The organism is Gilvimarinus algae (assembly GCF_030518215.1).
In the GTDB taxonomy this organism is placed as follows: Bacteria; Pseudomonadota; Gammaproteobacteria; order Pseudomonadales; family Cellvibrionaceae; genus Gilvimarinus; species Gilvimarinus algae.
In genome coordinates this window covers 260,785-284,198 of the sequence record NZ_JAULRT010000035.1, presented here as the reverse complement: position 1 = coordinate 284,198, position 23,414 = coordinate 260,785, and the positions used below count along the sequence as shown (strand labels likewise).

The 23,414-nt window shown below is 59.8% G+C and carries 24 protein-coding genes; 6 read left to right on the top strand and 18 right to left on the bottom strand.

All coding sequences use genetic code 11. From position 1 onward, the window contains the following. Window positions 1-104: 104 nt before the first annotated feature. Both QWI16_RS04930 and QWI16_RS04925 read right to left on the bottom strand, forming a co-directional pair. Complete coding sequence (locus QWI16_RS04930; protein WP_302711899.1) at window positions 105-1,085, bottom strand: FAD:protein FMN transferase; 981 nt, start codon at window positions 1,083-1,085, stop codon at window positions 105-107. Between the two features lie 67 nt (window positions 1,086-1,152). After that, window positions 1,153-1,830, bottom strand: coding sequence for a DUF2306 domain-containing protein (locus QWI16_RS04925; protein WP_302711640.1), 678 nt, complete (start codon window positions 1,828-1,830; stop codon window positions 1,153-1,155). A gap of 138 nt (window positions 1,831-1,968) precedes the next feature. Between QWI16_RS04925 and QWI16_RS04920 the strand changes: the two genes are divergently transcribed. After that, on the top strand, window positions 1,969-2,454 hold the full coding sequence (locus tag QWI16_RS04920) for a hypothetical protein (protein WP_302711639.1): 486 nt from the start codon (window positions 1,969-1,971) through the stop codon (window positions 2,452-2,454). 27 nt (window positions 2,455-2,481) lie between these two features. Here QWI16_RS04920 and QWI16_RS04915 read toward each other — a convergent pair whose 3' ends face one another. Further along, complete coding sequence (locus tag QWI16_RS04915) at window positions 2,482-3,054, bottom strand: hypothetical protein (protein WP_302711638.1); 573 nt, start codon at window positions 3,052-3,054, stop codon at window positions 2,482-2,484. Window positions 3,055-3,308: 254 nt separating this feature from the next. Between QWI16_RS04915 and QWI16_RS04910 the strand changes: the two genes are divergently transcribed. Then, window positions 3,309-5,420 (top strand): winged helix-turn-helix domain-containing protein, encoded by a 2,112-nt coding sequence (locus tag QWI16_RS04910; protein ID WP_302711637.1) that lies wholly within the window; start codon window positions 3,309-3,311, stop codon window positions 5,418-5,420. Here the strand turns inward: QWI16_RS04910 and QWI16_RS04905 are convergent. The 3 genes from QWI16_RS04905 to QWI16_RS04895 form a co-directional block, all read right to left on the bottom strand. Continuing rightward, window positions 5,417-7,831: a putative bifunctional diguanylate cyclase/phosphodiesterase gene (locus QWI16_RS04905; RefSeq protein ID WP_302711636.1), complete on the bottom strand. Its 2,415-nt coding sequence runs from the start codon at window positions 7,829-7,831 to the stop codon at window positions 5,417-5,419. The genes QWI16_RS04910 and QWI16_RS04905 overlap by 4 nt on opposite strands. A gap of 123 nt (window positions 7,832-7,954) precedes the next feature. After that, window positions 7,955-8,518, bottom strand: a complete 564-nt coding sequence (locus tag QWI16_RS04900; RefSeq protein ID WP_302711635.1) for a pyridoxamine 5'-phosphate oxidase family protein — start codon at window positions 8,516-8,518, stop codon at window positions 7,955-7,957. 41 nt (window positions 8,519-8,559) lie between these two features. Further along, window positions 8,560-10,401: a glycosyltransferase family 87 protein gene (locus QWI16_RS04895; RefSeq protein WP_302711634.1), complete on the bottom strand. Its 1,842-nt coding sequence runs from the start codon at window positions 10,399-10,401 to the stop codon at window positions 8,560-8,562. Window positions 10,402-10,467: 66 nt separating this feature from the next. On the opposite strand from QWI16_RS04895, the gene QWI16_RS04890 reads away from it, so the two are divergent. From QWI16_RS04890 to QWI16_RS04880, 3 genes are all read left to right on the top strand, one after another. Continuing rightward, window positions 10,468-11,439, top strand: a complete 972-nt coding sequence (locus QWI16_RS04890; protein ID WP_302711633.1) for a glycosyltransferase — start codon at window positions 10,468-10,470, stop codon at window positions 11,437-11,439. Then, entirely contained in the window at window positions 11,436-11,828 is a 393-nt protein-coding gene (locus QWI16_RS04885; RefSeq protein WP_302711632.1) for a GtrA family protein, read from the top strand. Before QWI16_RS04890 ends, QWI16_RS04885 begins: the two co-directional genes overlap by 4 nt. A gap of 122 nt (window positions 11,829-11,950) precedes the next feature. After that, entirely contained in the window at window positions 11,951-13,207 is a 1,257-nt protein-coding gene (locus QWI16_RS04880; protein WP_302711631.1) for a PepSY-associated TM helix domain-containing protein, read from the top strand. A gap of 34 nt (window positions 13,208-13,241) precedes the next feature. Here the strand turns inward: QWI16_RS04880 and QWI16_RS04875 are convergent, their stop codons facing one another. Further along, window positions 13,242-13,667 carry a lysozyme inhibitor LprI family protein gene (locus QWI16_RS04875; RefSeq protein ID WP_302711630.1) on the bottom strand — a complete coding sequence of 142 codons (426 nt, stop codon included), beginning with the start codon at window positions 13,665-13,667 and terminating at the stop codon, window positions 13,242-13,244. A 4-nt stretch (window positions 13,668-13,671) separates the two neighbouring features. Next, window positions 13,672-14,598 (bottom strand): LysR family transcriptional regulator, encoded by a 927-nt coding sequence (locus tag QWI16_RS04870; RefSeq protein WP_302711629.1) that lies wholly within the window; start codon window positions 14,596-14,598, stop codon window positions 13,672-13,674. Between the two features lie 150 nt (window positions 14,599-14,748). Between QWI16_RS04870 and QWI16_RS04865 the strand changes: the two genes are divergently transcribed. Further along, a complete protein-coding gene (locus QWI16_RS04865; RefSeq protein WP_302711628.1) occupies window positions 14,749-15,495 on the top strand; it encodes an SDR family NAD(P)-dependent oxidoreductase in 747 nt (248 codons plus the stop codon). 18 nt (window positions 15,496-15,513) lie between these two features. Here QWI16_RS04865 and QWI16_RS04860 read toward each other — a convergent pair whose 3' ends face one another. From QWI16_RS04860 to QWI16_RS04815, 10 genes are read right to left on the bottom strand one after another with little or no spacing between them, the layout of a single operon-like run. Further along, window positions 15,514-16,677, bottom strand: a complete 1,164-nt coding sequence (locus QWI16_RS04860) for a sterol desaturase family protein (protein WP_302711627.1) — start codon at window positions 16,675-16,677, stop codon at window positions 15,514-15,516. Window positions 16,678-16,712: 35 nt separating this feature from the next. Next, a complete protein-coding gene (locus QWI16_RS04855; RefSeq protein WP_302711626.1) occupies window positions 16,713-17,054 on the bottom strand; it encodes a hypothetical protein in 342 nt (113 codons plus the stop codon). A 20-nt stretch (window positions 17,055-17,074) separates the two neighbouring features. Further along, entirely contained in the window at window positions 17,075-17,824 is a 750-nt protein-coding gene (locus QWI16_RS04850) for a type II secretion system protein N (protein ID WP_302711625.1), read from the bottom strand. A gap of 11 nt (window positions 17,825-17,835) precedes the next feature. Next, window positions 17,836-18,996, bottom strand: a complete 1,161-nt coding sequence (locus tag QWI16_RS04845) for an exo-alpha-sialidase (RefSeq protein ID WP_302711624.1) — start codon at window positions 18,994-18,996, stop codon at window positions 17,836-17,838. A gap of 5 nt (window positions 18,997-19,001) precedes the next feature. Next, window positions 19,002-19,490, bottom strand: a complete 489-nt coding sequence (locus tag QWI16_RS04840; protein ID WP_302711623.1) for a type II secretion system protein M — start codon at window positions 19,488-19,490, stop codon at window positions 19,002-19,004. Then, window positions 19,487-20,722, bottom strand: coding sequence for a type II secretion system protein GspL (gspL, locus tag QWI16_RS04835; RefSeq protein ID WP_302711622.1), 1,236 nt, complete (start codon window positions 20,720-20,722; stop codon window positions 19,487-19,489). The genes QWI16_RS04840 and gspL overlap by 4 nt, the downstream gene beginning before the upstream one ends. Next, complete coding sequence (gspK, locus tag QWI16_RS04830; protein ID WP_302711621.1) at window positions 20,715-21,806, bottom strand: type II secretion system minor pseudopilin GspK; 1,092 nt, start codon at window positions 21,804-21,806, stop codon at window positions 20,715-20,717. Before gspK ends, gspL begins: the two co-directional genes overlap by 8 nt. After that, entirely contained in the window at window positions 21,790-22,494 is a 705-nt protein-coding gene (gene gspJ / locus QWI16_RS04825) for a type II secretion system minor pseudopilin GspJ (RefSeq protein ID WP_302711620.1), read from the bottom strand. The genes gspK and gspJ overlap by 17 nt, the downstream gene beginning before the upstream one ends. Beyond that, on the bottom strand, window positions 22,487-22,861 hold the full coding sequence (gene gspI, locus QWI16_RS04820) for a type II secretion system minor pseudopilin GspI (RefSeq protein ID WP_302711619.1): 375 nt from the start codon (window positions 22,859-22,861) through the stop codon (window positions 22,487-22,489). Before gspI ends, gspJ begins: the two co-directional genes overlap by 8 nt. Then, a complete protein-coding gene (locus tag QWI16_RS04815) occupies window positions 22,858-23,412 on the bottom strand; it encodes a prepilin-type N-terminal cleavage/methylation domain-containing protein (RefSeq protein WP_302711618.1) in 555 nt (184 codons plus the stop codon). The genes gspI and QWI16_RS04815 overlap by 4 nt, the downstream gene beginning before the upstream one ends. Window positions 23,413-23,414: the final 2 nt, after the last annotated feature.

Here is a 23,414-nt window from a genome sequence, read left to right as displayed (position 1 = left end):
CTGAGAGTGTAATCAATTACCGGCGAGCTTGCCCGATTGTAGCGAGCGTTCCTATTGTAGAGAGATGCGCCGTGCTCGGCTGTGACTGCAGTCACCTTGCGAGCTCACTCGGGGGCAGCCAGGCCCTCGCTGTAGTCTACCTTGCCGCTGCGGCTGATGATAATGGCATCAAAGCCCGGCAGCCGGTTGATCAGCGCCAGCCCCTGCTCTGCCCCGAGTACAAACACGCTGGTGGACAGGGCGTCGGTGTCAAAACCCTCGGGGCCGATAATGGACACGCTCGCCAGCTCATCGGTGCTCTTGCCGGTACGCGGGTTGATGATGTGATGCACCCACTGGCCGTTGTCGTCGATAAAGTAGCGCTCGTAGTCCCCCGAGGTGGAAATGGCGGCATCGGCCAGCGGTATGGTAATGGCCACGCCCTCACCGCCGCGCGGCTGTTTGATACCCACCATCCAGGGTCGGCCGCGCTTGTCTCCCAGTACCCGGCTGTCGCCGCCGGCGCTGACGCTGGCATGGACGACGCTGGCATTTTTCAGCCGTTCAATCGCGCGATCCACGGCATAGCCCTTGGCGATGCCGCCCAGATCCACGTACACGGCGGGGTGTTGGTAGTAGACGCTGTTGTTGGCGGTATTGAGTTTGACGTGGCGATAGTCGATGGCCTCGATCAGTGCCTGCTGCTGATCATCGGTGGGCTGTTTGCCCTCACGGTAATCGTAATAGCGCCCGAGCGAGGCGTAGGTGATGTCAAAAGCGCCCTGGGTGAGCTGGCCGTAAAACAGGGCCTTGTCCAGCAGGCGGGTCATTTCTTCGCTAATGGGCAGGGGGTCGGCGGCGCCGCGAGAGGGGGCCTCGGTGTTCATCACCGACAAGTCGCTTGCGGGTTTATAGGGGCTGTAGAGGGAGTCGATGCGGCGCATTTCCTCCAGCACCTCGCCGGCCAGTGTTTCACCTTTTGACGGGTCGTCGTGCCAGAGGGTGACGTTCACCCGGGTGCCCATGATGTCCGCCTGCTGGTGGACCCATTCGGCAAGGGCTTGCCCATGAAGTAAAACGAGAGCGATTAAGAGCAGGTTGCGCATGGTGCCGTGTCGGGGATTGTTTAAGAACCCCGACACTAGCACAAACCTGTGGCTGAAAGTCCGCCTTCTACGCGGTTTGTGGCTTAGGGCGCAGTCGGCGGATGAGCATTTGCTGAATCAGGTACAGCAGCATGATGACCAGCACGGTGTTTTCCGGCACGCTGAGCCAGGCGCTGCCCTGCCACGACTGTGGGAAGGCCTGGGCGCCCGGGCCGGTAAAGAGCGAGCCGGTGGCGAGAAACAGCCCCATGCACATGCGCCACAGATGCCGGGCCAGGCGCCTGCCGGCGCTGAGGGTGGTGCGCAGGGCAAACTCGATATCAAACAACCCGCCGAGCAGTGCCAGAATGGCAAAGAAATAGTAAGACGGCGCCTGATAGCCCTGGTACAGGCCGTCGGTTTGCAAGCTGGCCTGCCAACCAAAATAGAAACCGGTGGAGGCAATGGCAAAGGCAACCACCGGCTGGGCCCGATTGATCCAGCGAACCCAGGATCTGTGTTGGTTCACGGTTGCCCAGCCACTGAGCACCAGATAGCAGGTGAATACCCCCGCCATGGCGGCGATCAGCAGAGGCATTTGCAAAGCGATGACCGTACCGGCACAGGCCATGGACAGCATGCTCAGGACAAAGACTTTTCCGGCCCCCCGGTGCGGGCGCGAGCCTTTGACTGAAAAAAGCGCGAGGGCGCCGGATAAAACCGCGAGTGTGCCGGTGACAACATGAAAGAGCATTAACGTGGACATGGTTGTGCCTTTGGTAAGTCCCGCTGTGAATAATCCCTGAGACGCGCAATAATGCGCACAGGATGCACGGCGTCGCCGTTTTTCGGTCTACGCTGCTGGCAGAGAACGACGTTTGGACGTTGACGAGGAGTGATAGCGATGAAGCGGATGCTGTGGGTGTTAGTGGCGCTGGTGATGTCGGCCTGTGGCGGCAATAACGATCCGGTGCTCAATGCGGTCAATGATGAAATTCTCGATCTCGAGTACGAGAGCTTTTACGTGGACCGAACGGACGTCTATCCGGGGGAAACCATCTGGATCGAATGGCGCGCGGAAGGGGCTTTATATTTTGATGCCCGGCTCTATGTCAGCAAGGACGATCGCATCGATGAGGCCGATGTGTTGGTGGTGGATGAAGACTGCGGCGTCGAGCGGGGCGATCATTGTACCAGCGATGAGTATGTGGATTTTTTCTGCCACTATCAGTCCGACAATTCTTTTACCTGCCGCGAAGACGGTGAGATTTTGCAGCGCAATAACCTCACCGACTTCTTTGACGCCTTGCCGCAGGATGCGTTTTTGATTTTGCAGCTGTGCAATGGCAATGACTGCGAGCGCCGTTCCTGGCCTATGCTGTTTCGTTAATCGCGCGGCGGCTCAGTACTGGTTGTGTCAGTCCAGTTGCGAGCCGGCCCACTTGACGACATCCTTACCTAAGTCTGACACGCACTTTTCAATCGCGCCGCAAACAGTCACGCCGCCGCTGCCCAAGTCGAGCACATTGGAACTCGGGTTAAACTCATTGAGGGTGGCAATGGCGCAGCTTTGACGGGCCTGCACAAACCCCTCGCTAAAGCGGCTGGTGTCAATCAGCGCGGCGGTGACCTTGACGCTCGGCAGGTTGCTGTGCGAACGGGTACCGTAGCTGTGCTCATCACTGCCGAGTACCAGCGCTTCAATATCAATGGCCATCACCGGTATGCCCTGGTTGTAGATGTCGCCCTGGGCATTTGTGGCTTGAATGTTCAGCTGTTGTTCCTGGCCGCGCTCCAGAATTTTTTCTACCAGCAGTTTGTCGACCTCGCAGGGAAATTCCTCTTGCGCGTACTTATAACCTTCGACATTAAAGCCAATGTTTTCGTTGAGATAGATATCGGGCTTGTTGGCGGCCATAACCATAGAAGGTGCAATAAGGGCGAGCATCAATGAGCAGCCGGACAGCGAGCGAAAGATACGATAAGTCATAGTAAAAGCCTCAGTGTTACCAAGCGAATAGGCGTTAGCGCCTGCCACTGCACTATAGCGATTGCGACGGCGGCGGTGCTGACCCTGCCATGAAAAGCCTGTTACCTTTTTCTTACCTTGGTAAGCGTTTGTTTTTCATGGGTTTTTTGGCGGTGTGTGGTTCGCTCTGGGTTTGCCTGAAACCTTGCCGCTGGGGCAAAATGAACAGCGGGTAAACACTCGTTCATAATAATCAGCCATGGTAAGCAACGCCAATGGATCGACAAGAAGAAAGAGGCTTTAGTCTCGGTGAACTCACCGCCTTGCCCGCTCGCAATGAGATCATCCTCGGCGGGCGCAGCGAGCATGTACAGCCCAAAGTGATGGCGGTTTTTCTCTACTTGGCCGAACAATATCCGCGAGTGGTCAGTAACGATGAGCTGCTGGCCGAAGTCTGGTCGGGGCGCGTTGTGACCCACAGTTCGGTACAAAAAAGCATTAACTTTTTGCGCAAGGCCATCGCCGATTTGGCAGGCGATGAAGCCTACATCACCCACTACTCAAAAAAGGGCTACACCCTGACCAAGGCGCCGGTGTTTGCGCAGGCCGGCGCCAATGCTCTTGCCCCGCCTTTGGCTCGCCCCTATGCGCGTTTGCGGGCGGCGCTGCGCGCGCATCCCTTGGGGTATACCTTGGCTGGCGTGGCACTGTTTGTGTTGGCGCTGATGTATCTGCTGTTGGCGAGCGATCGTATCGTCTGGCAGCGCGCGCACAGCGTGTCACTGAGCCAGTACCAGGCACTGACCAGTGAGCAGGGCGCTGAGTTTGGCGCTGCCCCTCACCCGAACAATCGTCACTTTGCCTATATTCGCAGCGAACCCGAGGAAACCGTGATTCGGGTGGCTGAACACGGCAGCGAACCCTGGCCGGTGGCCAGCAGTGAGGGGGACTGGCAGTTACTCTCCTGGTCGCCCAGCGGACGTTACTTGGCGGCCGTTGAACGTGTTTACCTCGATGAGCGCAGCCGCACGCCGGGGTTTTATGGCCGCGGCGATGGCCTGTACAACTTGCAGGTGTTTGAATTGGATTTGGCCACTGGTCAGACGCTGGACAAACATCGCCTGAGTCAGTGGCAGGGTCATATTCGCAGCCTCAGTTGGTGGAGTGAGGACGCGCTGGAATTGGTGGCCAGCCAGGGCAGTGGCGCCATCAGCCAGCGCTATCGGTATCACCTGGGTCAGCAGCGTCTCGAGCGGGTCAAGGAGCTGGAGTTTGCGCAGAACCCTTTGGCGAGCGCTATTCATGACGGCAGAACGGCGTTGATGAATCGTCAGGACGGTCGCGTGCGTGTGCATTTTCTCAACCGCGAGCAGGAGAGGTTTGCCTCTGAGCTGCTGGCGACCGATCGGGCAGACATCAGTTGGCTGAGCGACGGCAGTGCTGTTTTGCTGTCTTCGCCCGACTTACCTTATTGGCTGGTGCTCTATCGCGACGGCGAGCGAGCCGTTATTCAGCCGCCGGCGCCCGCCGGCTCTGTGCTGCAAGCGCCGCGCTACAGCGCCGATGGCCAGCGAATCTACGCCAGTGCGCTCTCCCCGCGAACCACACTGCGCCAGCAGACGCCGGTTACGGATACAGCGCTCACCCGCGGCGCTCATTGGAATTACGCGGCCCGATGGTCCCCCGACGCCGGGGCGCTGGCCTATGTGTCGGTGCGCAACGGCGAGCATCAGATTTGGTTGATGCAAAATGGCGAGGAGCGGCTTTTGACCAAAGCGCCGGACGCCGACACCGTCGACGAGCTGATCTGGTCTGGCGATGGCAAAGCACTGGTCTTTAAGGCCGCTGGCCGTTTGTACCGCTATGCACTCAGCTCGGCCGAGCGCGGGGTGTTGTTGCAGGAGGCGGCCACGCTGACACCGGTTGCCGAACCGGTGGGCGGCGAGACACTGCTGGTGAAAAAAACCATTGCCGATGAAGACAATCTATGGCGTGTTGATCTGGCCAGTGCCGAGCAGCGCCAGCTCACCTTTGGCTCTGTGGGTGCGGCATTGGCAGACGCCCAGGGCCGCCTGTATTTTCAATACATTGGGCAGGCGGGGCTCTGGCGCATAACGGCCGCCGATCAGGAGCCCGAGCTTATCGAAAAAGCCCTGCCCGCGAACAGTGAGTTGTTGCACCTTGGCGATGAGGGCGTTTACTTCCTGACGGGCGGGCCGTGTCGCGAGTCCGCTATTCAGTTTATGGCGTTTAGCGATGCTCAGGTGCGGGACTTTTTAAGCCGCTCGCAAAGTGGCTTGGAGACGCAGAGCTTTCATCCGGAAGCCGGCGCGGTCTACCGCCAGTGTGAAACGCCGGATTCGGACATACTTCTGCTCACCGATTAGGCGGTTGTATCGGCGCGGTTAAGGATGTCCCCGGTCGAGGTGTGAGTCAGCAACGTGGTAAACGCGCAGGGTTTGTGCACGCCGTAACCCTGAACGGCGCTGACGCCCATCTTGCGCAAAATTTCCAGTGCCTCTTGGGTTTCGACAAATTCGGCGATGGTGGTTTTCCCCAGGGTTTGACCGACTTCGTTGATGGCTTTGACCATGGCAAGATCGGTTTTGTCCTTGGCAATATCCCGGACAAAAACACCGTCGATTTTCAGGGTATTTACCGGCAGCCGGCGCAGATAGCTGAACGACGAAAGACCGGTGCCAAAATCATCCAGCGCGAAGCTGCAGCCGAGCTCGCCCAAGGTGTTCATCAGGGCAATGGCGTCCACCAGATTGTTGACGGCGGCGGTCTCCGTGACTTCAAAGCAAATTTTGTGTGGCGGTACTGGGTACTTGTCAAAGCAGTCGGCCACGTAGATAAAAAAATCCGGTTGATCCAGCGAGACGCCCGATAAATTGATATGGCACTTGTTAAGTGCGGCCAAGTGCTCGGGGTGCCGAGCCAGTTGCGCGAGGGTGTGATTGATGACCCAGCGGTCGATTTGATGGGCGGCGCCAAAACGCTCGGCGGCGGGTAGAAACGCCGCCGGTGGCACTGTTTCGCCGGCTTCGTTTTTCAGACGCACCAGCACTTCGTAGTGCAGTTCTGAGTGGCCGTCGTTAATGGGTAAAATCAGTTGGGCGTCCAGTGTCAGCCGGTTGTCATTAATCGCTTCGCGTATGCGCGCAACCCACTGCATCTCGCCTTCGCGCTCGCGTTGCTGAATATCGTCGTCGCGGGAGACGTAAACGCGATTGCGGCCATTTTCCTTGGCGATGTAACAGGCGATGTCGGCGGCGCGCATCAGCGACTCTGTGTCTCGGTCAGCTTTTGAAATAGACACCACTCCGATGCTACAGCTGACATCGTACTGACGGCCGTCCCAACTGAAGCGAAAGCTCTCCAGTGCCGCGCGCAATTTTTCGGCAATTTTACCGGCGGTTTGTAAATTGCAATTTTCCAGAATCATGGCGAACTCGTCGCCGCCGAGGCGGGCGAGCATATCGCAGTCGCGCAGAGAGCTGCGAAACAGATCCACCACTTGCTGCAATAAGCGGTCGCCGGCAAAGTGGCCGGAGGTGTCGTTCACCACTTTGAACTGATCCAGATCAATAAAACACAGCGCGTGGGTGGCAGCTTCGCTGCGGGCGCGCTTGAGTGAATCGGTGAGTCGCCGTTCAAACGCCCGGCGGTTGTAGAGCCCGGTCAGGGCATCGTGGGTCGCCTGAAAACTGAGCTCGTTGGACAGGCGCCGTGACTCGGATATGTCTTCAATAATCAGGGTATAGAAACCGCCTTTGCTGTTGGTGCCGGCCCGCGAATAGGTCAGCCGCGCCCAGATAACTCTGCCGTGGGCCTGACTGAGCCGTTGTTCCACGGTATAACGTTCAATCCTGCCCTGGGCCATCTGGCTGCGCTGTTCTTCGTCCAGGCTCCAGTCGTCGGGGTGGACCAGTTCGCTGCAACTTAGTTGCAGCAGCTCGGTTCGTTTGAGTTTGAGAATGTCGCAAATGGCCGGGTTGACGTCGGCGATGCACCCCTTGCGATCCAGATGGACGATACCGACAGCGGCCTGTTCGAAAATGGCCCGGTACTTTTCCTGCGAGCCGCGCAGCAGGTGCGTCAGTCGCCAGATGAGCCAGGTGGCCAGTAGTGCAATCACCAAAAAAAACACCACGCTGGTGATTGTGAGCACGCCCGTAAGCCAGCGCGCGGTGTTGCTCATGACCGTGCGAAAGCGCGTGGTCATTTCCTGCAGTGGCTGATGGGTGCTGTGCAGCCGCGCCTGGAGCTGCTGGAGTTCGCCTGCCTCGGGTGTGCCGCTCGCCCAGCGCTCTCGCAGCTCTTCGCTAATGTGTGCGAGTTCGAGCACATAGGTGTCGGACTCGCGCCAGACCGAAAAGGCGTGCTGCAGCTGGCCGAGCTGGCCAAAGCGATTGAACAGCCAGATCATGCGATCCACATCGCCCGGGTGATTCCCTCCCAGCACCAGAAAGGCGGCCACCTCGGCATCTGGCTGGCCGGCTTCCATGGCGAGTCGTGCCTGCCGATCTGCCTCGAGCACCGCCAGGTGCCGTTGGGCTTCGAGCAAGTCTTCTCCTTGCCCGGTGCTGGCATAGCGATTGAGATGGTAGAGAATGCTGACCTGCGATTGGCTCCAGGCGCTCTGGCCGCTGAGATACCCGGCCACCGCCGCTTGCAGGCTGACCATGGTAATCGCCATGCTGGTTGCGAGCCCGAGCAGCGCCACGAGGCCTGCCACCAGCAGGGTCACCTTAACGGGCTTGATCAGGCGTTGGTGCGCTCTTTCATTATCCATGGCGCTACTTAACGGGTTCCGGCATGGTTAGCGACGGTTCTCGGTGTGGTTAGCGATCGATTGCAGAGTGAGTCGTATCTGTGATTGTTCAAACAGTAAAGCACCGATTGGCGCGACATGCCATTAATCGCTTTTCACGTCATTGAGCTCGGCAATGCCGGTGGCAAGCCCGTCGATGCTCCGCTGGTTTTTTCGCAGCCAGTAGTCACTGATGCCGTCTTGGCCTTTGCGCGTGGCCCAGTCGTTCAAAAGCTCCCGCTCGCCGGTGTAGTCAAAGTAGGGAACGGCCATGCCGCAGGAGCTTTGCACCAGCTCGACAGTCAGCTCAAAAATCTGCCTGGCACCGGGCAAGGGCGCGAACTGCTGATAGAGTTCGGCCCAGTCGGAATCGGTATGGTGTATGGCCCGCGCCTGTCCGTAGAGGCGCAGAATGACGGGGGCACCTTCAAAAGCACAAAACATGATGGTCATGCGTGGATCGATCTGCACGTGAGCGGCGGTCTCATTGCCCGAGCCGGTGACATTGAGCCAGATGACACGGTTGGGGCCTAACACGCGCAGTGAATCCATGCCTTTGGGCGAAATGTTTACCCGGCTGTCGGCCGTGGCTGTGCCGACGAAAAACAAACGCTGGTTTTCAATAAACTGGTGGTGAGCGTCGGTGATGCTGTCGAATTGTTGTCCCATGTGGGTGGCTCCTTGCGTTTAGCGGATGGGATGGTGTGCGGCTACTGCGGATCGCGCTCCAGTGCATAGAGTGCACCATAGGCGTCTTGATACAAAAGCGTAAAAGGGCCCAAGTAGCTGTTTCGGTCAAAGGCGGGGTAACGCTCCGACGATACGGCGATCATGCGGGCGTTAAAATTCAGCATGCGTTCACGCATTTTATCCGCGGGCAAAGGGGTGCACTTGCCGCGCTCGCAAGTGATGCTGTCTTTGTACCGGCCGGGGCCATACCAGTCACCGATGACGGTGCCGTTAAAAAAATACACGGCATTTTCAAACCCCAGCTGCATCAGCCTCGGTCCATAGGTGTCGGTGTAACCATTGGCCTGGGTAAACAATTGGTAGCCGGGCCGGTTTTGCAGCAGCGCTTCGGGCGTTTGCCCGGCGTAGAGCCCGAGCCTGCGCTTGAGCGCACCGGCGAGGTCGCGGTCGTGGTAGTGCGCAGCGATCAGCGCGGTACCGGCCAGAGAGACAATCATTCCTGCACCGATCACTACCTTTGGGTTTTCCAGTATTTTAAGCGCAGGGTAGCGCGAACTCAGCCACTGCCAAAAACGGTAGACAGTGTAGACAGACAGGAACATACCGATAGCAAACACGGGCGCGAGATAGCGACTGACTTGGGTGACAAAAAACCAGAAACAGAAATAACCCAGAAACAGCCATTGCAGCTGGCGAATGGCCGGGGGCACCTGTCGCAGTGCGATACCGATGAAGGCCAAGATCCAGCCGATGACACCTGCAGTGGCCAGCGCCGAAAACATATTCAGCGGATGGCGGCTGACGCCGTGGGATTGCTGCTCGCCTTTTTGGCTTGCCAGGTCTGCGGCGTCCCAGAGGTAGTGGCCAAACACCGGGCCGCCGGCAGGGTGAACCGGGTCTCCAGAGATTACAAAGCTGCGCAGGTACCAGCCGATGCCGACGATCGCGGTAGCGGCACAAAAGTAAACTACCGGCGCCAGCTGGCGCCGGCGAAGCAATACCCACAGGCCGAGCAGCGCGGCGTAGACACCGCCAAACAGTTTGGAGCCGGCGGCGGTGCCCGCCAGCAGACCGGCGATAAGCAGCCAGCCGCGAGCGCCGCGCCCGGTGCTCGGCGCCAATACCAGGACGATGGTGGCGGCAAAACAAAACAGTGCCAGGGCATTGTCTACATAGGCGTAGCCGAGGGTTTCGCGCACTGGCCGAATGACAAAAACAAGCGCGGCGGCCACAGCGCCCCACAGGCTGCGGCCACAGAACATCTGTGACAGGCCCATCAGCCCGAGGGCGATAATAAACAGTGGCAGGGTGACAAAGACCTGGGCGAGGCGGGCATCGCCGAACATCAGCCCGAGGCTCATTAACAGGTTGATGTTCTGCGGAAACAACGGGAAGCGCACAAATTCATGCAGCGCGAGTGAGCCTTGCTCAAGGTAGTGACGCGCCAGGGGCAGGTGGTACATGGTGTCGTCCCAGACGCCGGGCGGGTGATAGCACACCACGATCGCCAGCAGGAAAAAGCCGCCGGCCATGAGTGTACTCAGTGCATCTATAGGCTGCGCCAATGACAGCTTTGGGCGCCGCGCTGCGAGATAGCCGCCGCCGAGCAGGGCCAGCGCTGCGGCCAGGGTCATTACCGCCGGTGCCGTGAGTATGCCCAGCGCGGCCAGTAAAAAGAGCGCTGCGATGTCCACCGCCAGGCCGGTGGTAAACGCAAAGCATAATAAGAGAAGAGCATTGCCCGGTGACTGAGTTTGGGGCTGCGTCATACCCGCCAGGCCCAGCAGGGCCAGCCCCAGGATCGCCGCGTGGGCGAGCAGAAGCGAGGCGCCCGCCGCGAGTGTGAGCAGATCCAGAATCATAGAATGCCTTTATCAAAGTGCCTTTTAGGCGGTGTTACAATAGCGCCCCCAAGGAGAGCACCACGTATGACCAAACCAATGCCAACGATTGCCCTGATATTGCCCGCCTACAATGAGGCGGCCACTATCGCCCCCACCATTGAAGCGTTTTATCAGGCGCTGCCCGAGGCTCGTATTGTGGTGGTGAATAATAACTCCGCCGATGCCACCCGATCCATCGCCGAGCAAACCCTGGCCCAATTAGGCGCAAAGGGCGAGGTGGTGGATGAGCTGGCGCAGGGTAAGGGTAACGCGGTGCGTCGGGCCTTTTTGTCGGTGGATGCTGACGTTTACGTGCTGGCCGACGCGGATCTCACCTACCCCGCCGATCAGGTGCACGATTTGATTGCCCCCGTGCTTGAAGGGCGCGCCGATATGGTCGTTGGCGATCGCCGCTCAGGTGGCCACTACAACGCCGAAAACAAACGTCGTTTTCACAACTTCGGCAATGCGCTGGTGCAAAAACTGGTGAATCGGTTGTTTGCTGCGCGCTTGGCGGACATTATGAGCGGTTATCGCGCCTTTAGCCGCACGTTTGTTAAATCCTACCCGATCCTGGTGAGCGGTTTTCAGTTGGAAACCGACATGACCCTGCATTCTCTGCACCGGCGCATGCGCATTGTCGAAATTCCCATCGCCTACCGCGACCGGCCCGAGGGCAGTTACTCCAAGCTCAACACCTTCGCCGACGGCGCCAGTGTGATTTTTACCATTGCCCAGATTTTGCGTTACTACCGGCCGCTGTTGTTTTTTGTCAGCTTCAGCCTGCTGTTCGCCTTGGCGGGCTTTATTGCCGCCATCCCCGTCTTCCACGACTGGATCACCGAAAGGTACATTCACCACCTACCCTTGGCGGTCTTGGCTGCGGCCTTTGAAATTGTCGCCTTTTTGTTACTGGCGGTAGGCTTGATTCTCGACTCGATATCCCACCACGAGAAAATGCGCACCGAGCTGCATCAGTTGGATCTCGAGCGCCGGCAGGCGCGGCCTGAGCCGTGAAACGCGCGGCCTTTTACCTGTTGGTGGGCGGCATTGGTTTTGTCGTGGACGCCGCCGTGCTCACCGCCCTGGTGCGCTTGGCTGCTGTAGACCCCTATCTGGCCCGGCTGCTGTCCTTTCCACCGGCGGTGCTGGTCACCTGGTTGCTGAATCGGCAGTGGGTGTTTGTCAGCGGTGCGCGCTGCGCAAAGACCCGCGGCTGGGAATATGGCCGTTACTTTCTCGTACAATGCGCCGGCGCACTCATCAATCTCGCGGTGTACATGAGCTGCCTGGCGCTTTTTCCAGTACTCAAGCCTTGGCCGGTAGTAGCTCTGGCGGCGGGCTCGGCAGCCGCGCTGGTGTTCAATTACGCCGGCGCGCGTTTCTGGGTATTCCGCCTGCGCTGATTACGATGGGTTAATTGCTTTACAAAATTTTGTGGCAGAGGAGCGTTCAGTAGAAGGAAATGGGAATAATTTGTATTACAATGTTGCCCTCAATGCACCACCCAACCCATTGGTAAACGATTATGCGCTCCTTCATGCTTCGCCTGCACCGCTACATGGGGCTGACGATTGCGGTTTTTCTGGTCATCACCGGTGTTACCGGGGCGATCATTTCCTGGGATCACGAGCTGGACGAGTGGCTCAACCCGCACCTGAATGAAGTGCACACCGAGGGCGCGCCCCTGCCGGCGGCCGAGCTGGCCGCCATGGTCGAGCGCGAGTTTCCCAAAGTTGAGGTCACCTACTACGAGCTGGCCGCTGAGCCTGGCCACTCCCAGTATTTTTGGGTGGCGCCGCGGGTCAACCCGGAGACCGGCAAGCTCTACAAGCCGGGGTTTAACCAAGTGTATGTGGACCCGGTCAGCGGTGAGATTATCGGCAAGCGCGAGTGGGGTCAGGTCTGGCCGATCACTCGCGAAACCTTTATGTCGTTTCTCTACAAGTTGCACTTCAGCCTGCACATCCCCGAGTTTTTCGACATCGACCACTGGGGCATCTGGCTGCTGGGGGTGATCGCCCTGATCTGGACCTTCGACTGCTTTGTCGGGTTTTACCTGACCCTGCCGCGCAACAAGGGCAAGGAGCGCAAGAACGGCCGCAGCTGGATGGCCCGCTGGAAACCGGCCTGGAAAATCCGGCGCACCGCGGGCCCTGTGCGTTTTAATTTTGATTTGCACCGGGCCCTGGGGCTGTGGACCTGGGCGCTCTTGTTTGTTATCGCTTTTACCGCGTTTTCGCTCAATCTGTACCGCGAGGTGTTCTTCCCGATTATGTCGGCGGTGTCGGATGTGACGCCCTCGCCACTGGATGAACGGACCCCCAACGATCACAACAACCCGATCACCCCGACTTTAAGCTTTACCGATATTACCAGCCTCGCGCGCACCGAGGGCGATGCCATCGGTTGGACGCAGCCTGTGGGTTCGATTTGGTACGCCCGCGAGTGGGGGATGTATCGGGTGGAATACTTTGACGGTGCCGACAGTCACGGCGCCGGCGGTGTGGGGCACGAGGCGCTGTTTTTCGATGGCCACACCGGTGAAGTGCTCGGTGATTTTGTCCCCTGGCAGGGCACGGCCGCCGATATTTTTGTGCAGGCTCAGTTTCCTGTGCACTCGGGTCGTATTCTCGGTTTGCCCGGGCGCATTCTGATCTCGATTATGGGCCTGGTGGTGGCGGTGCTGAGCGTGACCGGCGTGATCATCTGGTGGCGCAAGGTCAAGGCCAAGGAAAAGCGCATCGCCGAGATGCGCGAGCAGCAGCTGGCCCCCTCCCTGTAATGCCCGCACCCGGCCGGATGATGCTCCGGCCGGGTCAGTCGGCCGGCGCCGGCATCAAGGATCCCGAACAGACATCCCCCTCTTCCACTCCCTCCAGCCATTGCTGCAAAAACGCAATACGCGCGTTTATCAGCTCGGTTCGATAACTGTTGAGACAGAGCGGGTAAGCGCTGCCGTAGACGGCTTGTTTCTCTGCGAGGGGGTACTTGAGCGCGAGGTCGGCTTCAAGGCTGGCGGCCCACTGGCTTTGGGCCTGGGTCAGCGCCTGCAAAAAAGCCTCGTCGTCGGCGTAGAGCCGGTGCAGGCTTGCCAGCACCTGGTGTAGTTGCTGCTGGGCGTCATCCGCCTGGGAGCAGGCGCAGCGGTTGAGCTCGGTCTGGGTGATGGCGTTGTCGTAGCAGTCGGCCAAACAGGGCGCCGTTGCCGACAGCAACACGCATAGGGTGAGAAGTGGCTTCATTGTGTTACTCCTTTGCCGTCGTCATGGTTTGGCTCAGGTGCTGGGCCAGGTACTGCCACACTGCTTCTACCGCCGGGCTGCGCGCCTCACGCCCCAGGCACACCAAGTGAATCGGCGAGCGGTCCGGGTGCTGCCAGCGTGAGAGTATGGGCACCAGTGTGCCACTGGCCAGCTCCGGTTGAATCAGCAGCGGGTCGACCCTGACGATGCCCATACCCAGACCCGCCATGGCGATTAACGTGCGGCCATCGTCCGTGGCCATGGCGGGCGTGACCTTGACGCTGGTAATGGCCCCTTCTTGCGCAAAACTCCAGTGATCCATGCACAGTTGCTGGTGGCGAAACACCAGGCATTGATGCTCGCTGAGCTCGGCTGGTACGGCAGGCTCGCCGCGCCGCTCAATGTACGCGGGGCTGGCGTAGCAGCCCCAGGATTTTTCCCCCACTTTGCGCGCCACCAGGGACGAGTCCGGCAGCTGCCCTACCCGTATCGCGATATCAATGCCCAACTCGATCAGATTGACGACCCGGTCGTCCAGATTGATGTCGATCACCACCTGGGGGTAGCGCTCCTGCAGAGCGGGTAGCAATGGCAGCAAATAGCGCTCGCCAATCAGGGTGGAACTGCTGATTTTTACCGTGCCCGCCGGTGTCTGCTGCGCCGTGTGACGGAGCCTGGCGGTGCTGGCGAGCAACTGCTCCAGGGCGCCGGTGGTGCCGAGCAGGGTCTGGCCTGCCTCGGTCAGGCGCAATTGGCGGGTAGAGCGCTGAAGCAAACGCTGATTCAAGTGTTGTTCAAGCTGCGCGACTTTTTTGCTGACCGCCGAGCGGGTCAGGTTCAAATACTCCGCAGCGGCCTGGAAACTCCCGAGTCTGGCCACTTGGTGGAACACATAGACATTGGGCAACTGCTGGTGCAAAAGCTCGCTCATGTGTCTTTCCCTATCGCTCCTTTTTTCGTTCTCTTATGGAAACAATGAATTTCCATTTTCGTGACTAATTTTCACTAATTGTCTGGCCTAAAGTGAGCCTCGTCAAGCCAAAGGCTTGCTGGTACATAGCCAATTAACGAGGAGAAGGATGTGAGTCAGAAACACTATTTGGTCACGGGCGCGACCGCGGGCATCGGTTTGGCCACCGCCCGGTCGCTGGTGAGCGCGGGGCACAAGGTCACTATCACCGGTCGCGATCAGGCGCGCTTGCGCTCGGCTGCCGCTGCCTTGGCAGAGGCGGGTTCGGGAGAGGTGGTTAGCCTGATGTGCGACAGCGGCGATCTCAACCAGATTCGCGCGATGGCGCAAAGCCTACAGCAGGCTCGGGTGCGCTTGGATGGTTTGGTACTGAACGCCGGCATTTTCTTCCCACAGATGTTCAGTGAGATGACGGAGGAAAATTTTGACCAAACCATGGCGGTTAATCACAAAGGGCCTTTCTTTAGCCTGCAAGCGCTCTTGCCCGTGCTGAATAACCCGGCGAGCGTGGTGTTTATCTCGTCGGTGGCGGTGCGCAAAGCCTTTGCCTCGGCAGCGGTCTACAGCGCGAGCAAAGCCGCTTTTGAGGGCGCGACGCGCGTGCTTAATCTGGAGCTGGCCGAGCGGGGTATCCGGATTAATTCGGTGCGCCCCGGCGTCACGGCGACTGAAATTCAGAGTAAGGCGGGCATGACGGACGAGCAGATCGCCGGGCTGGCCGAGGCCATGGCCGTGCAGCCTCTCGGGCGCATACTGACGCCCGCGGATATGGTGCCGGCCATTGATTACCTGCTCAGCGATGCGTCCATGGGTTTGCGCGACGCGCACCTGGATATCGATGGCGGCTTCGCGCTCTGAGCGCGCCGGGGCTGCCTGTTAATCTTCTGGCCTAACGCGCGGGCGCAGGTGCGCTGTTACCGGATAAAACGTTTGGCCCACAACACTGCGCGGCAGTCGCTTAGTGGTGCCGTACTCGGCGGGCCAGTGCTCGCCGGGCATGTGGTAGGTGCCAAACAGCCTGTCGAAGAGCACCGTGTGCGCGGAGTAGTTGGTGTCGATGGCGGGCTTTTCCGAGCTGTGGTGCCAGTGGTGAAACTGCGGCGTGACAAAAATGTATTTGAGCGGGCCAAAGGGTATGGCGGTGTTGCTGTGAATCAACACCGCCTGCAGGGCGGCAAAGGCCACGTAGAGATTGAGGGCCTGCTCGCTGGCGCCGAGCAAATAGAGCGGAATCATCACCATGGCGCGCTCGGAAAACACTTGAATAAAGTGCCCGCGTGAGCCCGCGAGCCAGTCCATGTGTTCCACCGAGTGGTGTACGGCGTGTATCGGCCAGAGCGCTTTCACTTCATGGTAAGCGCGATGCTCCCAATAGAGCACAAAATCGGCGCAGATAATAATAAGCGCCACCTGGATCAGAACGGGTATGGATTGAATGGCACTTTGCAGCTCGGCGCTCACCGCCCAGTGAAAATGGCTGGCGTGGTAGTTGGCAAAAATCAAAATGGCGGAAATGGCCAGATGATTAAAACAAAAGTAGAACAGATCCACGTCCCACTCCGGGCGCATAATCACCTGCTCTTTATATTTGGGCAGCAGCTTTTCCAGCAGCACAAAAATAACCACCGAGCCGAGAAAGGCGAGAATCAGCCAGTCGACGCCGAGCGAAAGCTCGCGCGGCTCTACCGGCCCCACGGGTATCCGGTATCCGCCGAGCAAAAACGCGATTAGCGTCAAGCCAATGCCCAAACTGCCCAGGTGCCGGTTGCGGCCGCGGTTGAGAATAAACGTCAGTGCACCGAAAGCGATGGAAAAATACATTCCGTATTTCAGCAGCCGTTGCAGCTGTTCGGCATCGTACACCTGGCGCAACTCGGTGGTGGTGAGGTAAGACGGATACAAATAGGCAAGCACCGCGAGCAGGCTTAACAGCCCCAGTGCCACCGAGCAGACACCGCTGATTTTCCCTTCGCCTATACGCAGTTCTTTATCGGTATCGGTGTGAACAACGCGTTTTTTGTAGGTGTAGTTTTGGTCCATGGTGAGGCAATCCTGCAAAGCGTTGGAGCGTCTTCTTAATCGGTCAAGGTGATATCGGCGGTGTACTGGCCAAGCGGCGTTCTCTCGGTGTTATCGGTAAACAGCTGAACCGTTACTTCACAATAGCCGGGGGCGGTGGTGTGGTGGTTGGCGTACCAGGCTTCGAAGTGCTCGCACCATAGCGCGGCCTGCTTTTCCAGCGCGGGCACGTTGTCCGTTTTTTCTGGCGGGGCGAAGACGACCGGCAGGCGCGCTTCGATGCTGGCGCTCAAGTCGTAGCAGTAGGCGATATTGGCGCTCACCCAGAGCGGAAAAGCCAGGGCCTCGGGTAACTCGCTCGTGATGGCGGTGATAAAGCGCGCTTGCAATGCTGTCATTTCAGCCCCTGGGCCTGTGGTTATAACGTCATCCGAATTTTGTGCCTGCCCTGCTCGAGCGGTTCGGCCACCATGGGCAGCCACTGCTCGGCCTGTACTTCGCGGGCGAAGGTGTCGGTCATGGCAAAGGTCGTGTCGATGTGAATGCCGCCTGTGAGGGGCATCACCACATTACCGGCCAGATCAACGGGCCCTTCGAGGGAAAAAATGTCGGCGCGAATATGACCCTCATCGGTAGCGGACAAGTCCGCGGCAAACGCGCCGAGGTTGAGCCAGCTCTGGCCGTTGTGCAGGCGCGCTTTGGTCCAGCTGAGGTTACCCTTGAGCGCGTTTATGCGCTGGCCTTTGAGTTTCAGGGTATCGATGTGCGCCGAGAGTTGACCGCTTATGCGGGTCGGCTCGGGCAGCCCCTGAATCAGACTGGCCGGTAAGCTGAGGTTGCTGTTTTTCAGCTGCAGCGCGCCACTGAGGCCGGCGCAGGCGGTGCCACTGATTTGCTGGCGCTCAAGATCGGTAGTGATCTCGGCGCAGGGGGCGAGCGTGAGCAGGCTCAGGGGTTTTAGGTTCCAGCGCAGGGCGCCGAGGGCGTAGTCGCGCCCGTCGATGCGCACCGAGGCCATGCCCGCCTGCCCCTGCCAGAGGGTACCGCTAATGCCCGACAGCGACAGGGCGTTGCCGCGGGTCATCAGGTAGCCACCCCAGGTGGCCGGTATCTGGGTAATGACAAACACCAGCCAGAAGGCAATGCCCAGTAAAATCCATCGAATCATAAGTCCAACCGTTACTCGTATTGCAATGAGGTGACAGGCACCCGAGTGATGTCTATGTCTTCTTTGCCGGTGGCGTAGGCGGTGTACACATAGCCCTCAAACAGCGTTGATTTTGGATAGCTGTAGCCCACCCGCTTGTAGCGCCCATCGTACTTTTGCGCCGGCAGTGCCTCGCCGCCCGCGCGCAGCAGCCAAGCCCGGTCAAACAGCTCGCCGTCGGCGCTGGTGCTCAGTACCAGGGGAAAGCGCGCCTTGCGCCCGCTGGGGTTATTGACGATAAACGCGGTGCCATCGGGCAGGTTACCGGCGCTCTGCTTGGCCCGCGAGTCGGGATAGTTGGTGATCACCGATGTGCTCCAGCTCTCGGCGCGGTCGCTGCTGGTGGCGGCGAGCAGGCGAAAGCTCGAGCCCTGATCGCGAAAGATCATCACCAACTCGTTGCCGCGCCGGTACCAGCTGGGCTCAAGCTCGCGGGTCACCGACCCGCTGTGGGGCAGGTTGCTGATTTTACCCGCCTGCCAGTCGCTGCGGCCGGTGGCGTCATCGGTGAAATAGGGTTTGAGGGTCAGCCCCGGCTGCTGGTGCACGGCCGAGACTAAACGGCCGTCGGGCAGCGCGCGAATGTCCTGCTCCATGATGCCTGCCAGTGGCTCGCCTTGATCATTGAGCACGGGCTTGGCCGCGCTCCAGTGCACGCCGTCCTTGCTGGTGCGGTATTCCACATAGCCGCCGCGCGGCTCCAGGTCGTGGGGCCAGACATTGATGTAGGCCACCAGAGTGTCGCCATAGGCCCACCAACCGCCGTTGGTGACTGCAGCATCGGCTCTGGGGCGCTCCAGGATAATGGCGTCGCTCCAGTGCTTGCCGTCCACGCTCATGGCGTAGCGTACCTCGGTCTCCGGCGCGTCTTCATCGGCCCGCGAGCTCTGCCACTGTACGTAGAGTTTGCCGTTAAAGGCAAAGGGCACGGCGCCGTGATTGTATTGGTAGCTCTGCTCTGTGGCCCGAAAAACCGTAAAGGTTTGAGTGCCGGGCGCCGGCTTCAGTCCGAGCTCGGCCGGGCGCGAGGTGTCGAGCAAATCTGGCGCCGCGCGCACCGGCGCCTGCTGCGCGGTGGCATAGCCGGCGCCTAGCAGGGTCAGGGCAACACAGAGCGAGGCGGCGCGTTGCATGAGGCTTAGCCGTTCTTGCCGAGGCGGATATTCGCGGTGACTTCACCGGGGTTGGTGGTCGCAGCCATGGACAAATCCTTGATGCTGACGTCGTGTTTGTACTCCAGATCGTAGAGCCACTGCATCATGGCGGCGTAAGAGACGTTGTCCAGGCGCACCCGGGCCTCGCCGCGGGTGCCGGGTTGAAAACCGCTCATCCGCAGGCCGTTGGCCTGCAGCGTCGAGTCCACCATCTGGCTGATGTTGGCGCTGTTGCCAGAGGCCTGCTGGCGGCTATCGGCCTCAGCTTTCTTTAACTTGGCGGTGAGCACTTTTACCCGCTCAAGCGCGGCGGCGGTAGAGGCATTGGTGACAATTTGCTGTTCGCGCTTGTCTTTCAGCGGCGCCAGAACGGCCATCCAGAGCAGGTAGAGCAGCACGGCGAGGGCGCCGACCAGCAAAATGGTCTGCTCGCGGCGGTTGTATTTGCTCAGGGCAGTAAAGAGGCGGTTCATGGCAGCTCCCTTTTGACTTTCATGCGGGCGGAGTGGGTATTGCCCTGGGCGCTGGCCGAGAGCAGCTCGGCCGACAGGCCCAGAGACTCCATGGCGCCGCGCAGCGACTCGATGGCATTAAAGGATTCGGCCTGCAGATTAAGACTCAGCTCGCCGTTCTCCGCCGTGTAGTAGACCCCCTTCAGGCTGACGTTACCCTGCTGGATTTGCGGCAATACCTCGCCCAAAAGGGCCACCACCTGGCTGCCACCGGCCTCCGGTGCCAAGTCCCGGGCCATAATGCGCAGGCGCCTTTCGGGGTCATTGGCCGGGCCGTTGGGCACCACGGTGCGGAACACCTGTTCGATATCGCGGCGGATTTCCAGGTTTTCATTTTGCAGCTGATTGAGCGAGATCAACAAGGTGGCGATATAAACCACCAGAGCCGCGGTGCCGGCGTAGGCGACTTTGCGCCAGTGACCCCACCAGCGCTCGATGGGCAGGCGCTGGGAGAACTCGCCCTGGCACAGATCGATGGTATCGGCGGCGGGTTCAAAGTCCCAGAGCGAGCAGATCTTGGTCTCGCCCTGAGCGCCCTCCAAACTGGGCGGCAGCTGTTGCTCCAGGGCCTCGAGCTGATTTTCATCCGGCGCACTCAGGGCGAGATGCGGCAGCTCGCTGACCCGGTTTTGCGCCTTGAGCAGCATGTCCAGGGCGGCGGGAAGATTGCTTGAGGCGACGGTAAAGCCCTGACTTTGCCCATAGTGAACGCTTACTTTTCCATCCTGCCAATGGATGGCCCAGCTATCGCTGGTCTGCTCGCCCTCTGCCGTGGGTCGCTCGGGCAAGAGGGCGGCGGGCAGACACTGAGTAATCTCGATGTGCTGTTCGGCGAGCGCGGCAAAGCACTCGGCCAGCCGGGCGCGCTCGGTATAGACCAAGCTCACCTGCCCCTCTTTGGGGGTGCCAAAGGCAAAGTGGAATTGGTCGATATCGCCGATGACTTCCTCTTCCAGCTGGAAGGGCATGAGCTTGCGCAAATGGCGCTTCTCTTTCTCGGCGTAGGAGAGTGTGCGCGCCACCAGTTGCGGGCCGCCGACAATCAGCCGGGCCTGATGGTTGCCCTCGCCCAGGCTGGCCGCCAGGGTGGCCAGCTCGCCACTGCCGAGCTCGTCGGGCAGATGCTCGCGGCGAATCAGCCAGGTGTAGTCACTGCCGTAGTGGCTGATGTATAGCGTGAGATGTTCACTCATTGTCAGTCGCTTGTCCCAGATTGGTCGCTGGCGCGCCGGCGCGCTCCAGGTTGAGAATGTAATCGTACACGTCTCTGCGTTTTACCACGGTAAAACTCTCACCGTCCCGCTGCAGCAGGCTCTGCATGCTGCGGCGCTGATCGCCCAGTTGCACGCGGGTGGTGACCAGAAAGTAGTCGGTTTTGACAGCGGCGTAGGCGGCGTCCAGCTCACCCGAGACGGCATTGCCCCAGCCGGTGTTCTGTGTGAATTCTTCGGTTGAGGCGTATTCGCCGCTTTCGGCCACAATACCACCGACCTCCTGGGTGCCGAGAGGCGCCAGTATATTCCCGTCGTTAAAGGTGCGCAGCAAATAGGGGTTCATGGTGTTGACGTTGAGCTTGCCGCCGCTGCCCTCTGCCGGCAATACCGTGATAAACGGGCGCAGCAACTGCATCAATTCGGGGGTGATGCCTCGCACCAGACGCAGCTCATCGACACTGCTGAGCGGGGCGTTGGCCGGCTGGTAGGCCGGGTCCAGGGATTGATAGTAATCGCGCTCGGCCCCGGTAAAGCCGGTAATTTCGTCGTCATCGTCCATCCAGTCTTCCAGGGCCTCGACAATGGCAATGGCCTCTTCCTGGGATAGAGGATAGATATCTTCAAAGCTCTGCAGTAGCCGCAAAAAATGCTTTTGCGCAGTGGTGAAGCGCGCCGGGTCATTGGGGTTTTCCACCTCTTGGTTGATGCCCGTGACGTCGTTCAGGTTGATTTTAGCCTGGGCGTCTTCAATCTCGGCGATGATCACCCCACCCTCAATGGGAAAGGGCGGCAGCTCCATGGCCCAAGGTTCCAGCAAACTGTCGACCTCGGGGTTTTCGTCCAGCTCGAGAAAGTAGATGGCCAGGGATTCGGCGCCGGACAAATACGCCTGCGCCTGGGCGCCGTGCCAGCGCGCCTCGGCCCGGGCCATGCTCAACTGGTAATCCCGCGAGGCCTTGATGGCAAAGCCGGCCACCAGAGTGACGACGAGAATGGCCAGAATCAGCACCGAGCCGCGCTGATGCCCAGGGCCTTTGAACGCAAGCTTAGCGGGCGAGATCATAGAGCCTCTCGCTGGTCAGGCCGTCTTCGAGCTCAATACGCACCAGCATGGCGACGGGCATACTGGTGTCCACGCCGGCGGAGCTGGTGGCGGGCCACACCTGGTCCCAGTCGCGGGCGTAGTCTTCGCCGTCGAGCACGCCGCTGCCCTGCTGCTGGGCCCGCTGGCTGGATAAGAACCGCACTTCAATGTCGCTGACGCCTTCCAGCATCGGCTGCTGAATCAGGTCCTCGGCGAACAGCCAGTCCTCGATAATAAAGTTGCGCTCCGGGCGGTAGTCGCGCCAGAGGGTGCCGTCTTCGATGCGGTAGATCACTTGCTGCAGGTCGCTGCGCGGTCGGTTCATGGGGTTGAGCCAGCCAGAGCGGGTAAATTGCAGCACCAGCCGGTCGCCTGAGGTGTCGCCGTAGAGGCTGGCGCCGCGGAAGGGCCGGCGCAGGCCGCCGGGTACATTGGGGTCTTCACCGGCATTGACTGGGGCGAGCAGATGGCGCGCGTCCTGATTGAGGATTTGCCAGGTGCGATCCAGATCGTTGATGCGCGCCATGACCTCGGCGCTAGCCTCGGCGCTGCGTGAGGCGGTGCTGAAGGATTGATAACTGAAGGTCATGATCACCGCGGTGATCGCCAGGGCAATCACTACTTCGATCAGGGTAAAACCCCCTTGCCGGCGAGAGGCCCTACTCATTGATAAACCCCGTCAGTGTCGCCAGGGTGGCGTCTTTGTCCGAGTCCAGGGCGACGCGCAAATCCAGCCGCAGGAAATCTTCCACCTCGGTGTCCTGGCTGGTGAGCTCCCAGTACCAGCGCACACCGTCGCGCGCAACCGTGCCGTTTTCGCTGTCGGGAATGTTGTACTGCTCGATCATGCGCTTGCGCATCTTGATGCGGGTGAGTTGGTTTTCGGCGATCCAGTAGGCCTGGGTTTTCTCGCGGGTAAACCCGGCGCCCTGCAGCTGGCTGGTGATCAGCATCATCAGTGCCGGCAGGGCCGTCGCGACAATGGCGAGGGCGACCATGACTTCGATCAGGGTAAAACCGCGCACCCGCTTCACAGCTCGGCCTCCCTGTCGGCCAGTTCCTGCTCGCGGTTGAGCCAGCGAATATCGCCCATCATGTCCACCTCTATGCGCTGGACCTCTTCACTGTCAAAACGCGCGAACAGCGCCAACTCCAGTCGGGTGGACTCGCCGCTGGGATAAAAAATCAACACCGGTTGAGGGGTGGTTTCGCGCTCGTCGTACTCATAGGCCTCGCCCTCGACGATCATCTCTATTTCCATGTCGGTGGCGAAGCACTGGTCGGGTAAAAAGTCGGAGACTGGTTGCCAGGCGCTGTTGCGAAAACGCCGCCACTGGTAGCACCACTGGGTACCCTCGCGGCTGGAGGTAGGGCGGATAAACAAGCCTATGACCTCACCGGTCAGGGCCGTTTGTTCGGCGACGAACTCCGCCTGGAGCATGAATTTATCAGCCGCCTCTTCCAGGCGACTGGTGTCATCCGGGGCAAAAGCGAGCGTTGCGATACCCGCGCTCAGACCGACGATCAGTACGACGATCATGATCTCGATGAGGGTGAAACCCCTCTGGCGCGGGCAGCAGGTCATTG